Annotated in this window: 1 pseudogene; it reads left to right on the top strand. The window is 65.4% G+C overall.

What is annotated here, in order from left to right:
* Positions 1–71: 71 nt before the first annotated feature.
* Positions 72–1,356 (top strand): annotated as a pseudogene (locus K5R89_RS27060) (Tn3-like element TnAs1 family transposase); the annotation flags it as partial.

Here is a 1,356-nt window from a genome sequence, read left to right on the forward strand (position 1 = left end):
TGAATGGGTTCATGTGCAGCTCCATCAGCAAAAGGGGATGATAAGTTTATCACCACCGACTATTTGCAACAGTGCCCTTGATCCTCTCGGCCACGGAGCGGGACACCCTGCTTGCGCTGCCGGAAAGCCAGGATGACCTGATCCGCTACTACACCTTCAACGACTCCGACCTGTCGCTGATCCGCCAGCGACGCGGCGACGCCAACCGCCTCGGCTTCGCCGTGCAGCTCTGCCTGCTGCGCTACCCCGGTTACGCGCTGGGAACCGACAGCGAGCTGCCCGAGCCGGTCATCCTGTGGGTGGCGAAGCAAGTCCAGGCCGAGCCGGCGAGCTGGGCAAAGTACGGCGAGCGCGACGTGACCCGTCGCGAGCATGCCCAGGAACTGCGCACCTACCTGCAACTGGCCCCGTTCGGCCTGTCCGACTTCCGCGCCCTGGTGCGCGAGCTAACCGAGCTGGCCCAGCAGACCGACAAAGGCTTGCTGCTGGCCGGTCAGGCCCTGGAGAGCCTACGGCAGAAACGACGCATCCTGCCGGCGCTGAGCGTGATTGACCGGGCCTGCTCGGAAGCCATTGCGCGAGCCAATCGGCGGGTCTACCGCGCCCTGGTCGAACCACTCACGGACTCGCATCGGGCCAAGCTGGACGAGCTGTTGAAGCTCAAGGCCGGCAGCAGCATCACCTGGTTGACCTGGCTGCGCCAGGCACCGCTGAAACCCAACTCTCGGCACATGCTGGAACACATCGAGCGGCTGAAGACATTTCAGTTGGTGGACTTGCCCGAAGGCCTGGGCCGGCACATCCACCAGAACCGCCTGCTCAAGCTGGCCCGCGAGGGTGGGCAGATGACGCCCAAAGACCTCGGTAAGTTCGAGCCGCAGCGCCGCTACGCGACCCTGGCCGCCGTGGTGCTGGAGAGCACCGCGACCGTGATCGATGAGCTGGTCGATCTGCATGACCGCATCCTGGTCAAGCTGTTCAGCGGCGCGAAGCACAAGCATCAGCAGCAGTTCCAGAAGCAGGGCAAGGCGATCAACGACAAGGTGCGCCTGTACTCCAGGATCGGCCAGGCGCTGCTGGAAGCGAAGGAAAGCGGCAGCGACCCCTATGCCGCCATCGAGGCGGTGATTCCCTGGGACGAGTTCACCGAGAGCGTCAGCGAGGCCGAGCTGCTGGCCCGGCCGGAAGGCTTCGACCACCTGCACCTGGTCGGCGAGAACTTCGCCACCCTGCGCCGTTACACGCCGGCCTTGCTGGAGGTGCTGGAACTGCGCGCCGCGCCGGCCGCGCAAGGCGTGCTGGCAGCCGTGCAGACCCTGCGTGAGATGAACGCCGACAACCTGCGCAAGGTGCCGG

It is taken from the genome of Klebsiella sp. TF21-TM (assembly GCF_019753495.1).
Lineage (GTDB): Bacteria > Pseudomonadota > Gammaproteobacteria > Enterobacterales > Enterobacteriaceae > Klebsiella > Klebsiella quasipneumoniae.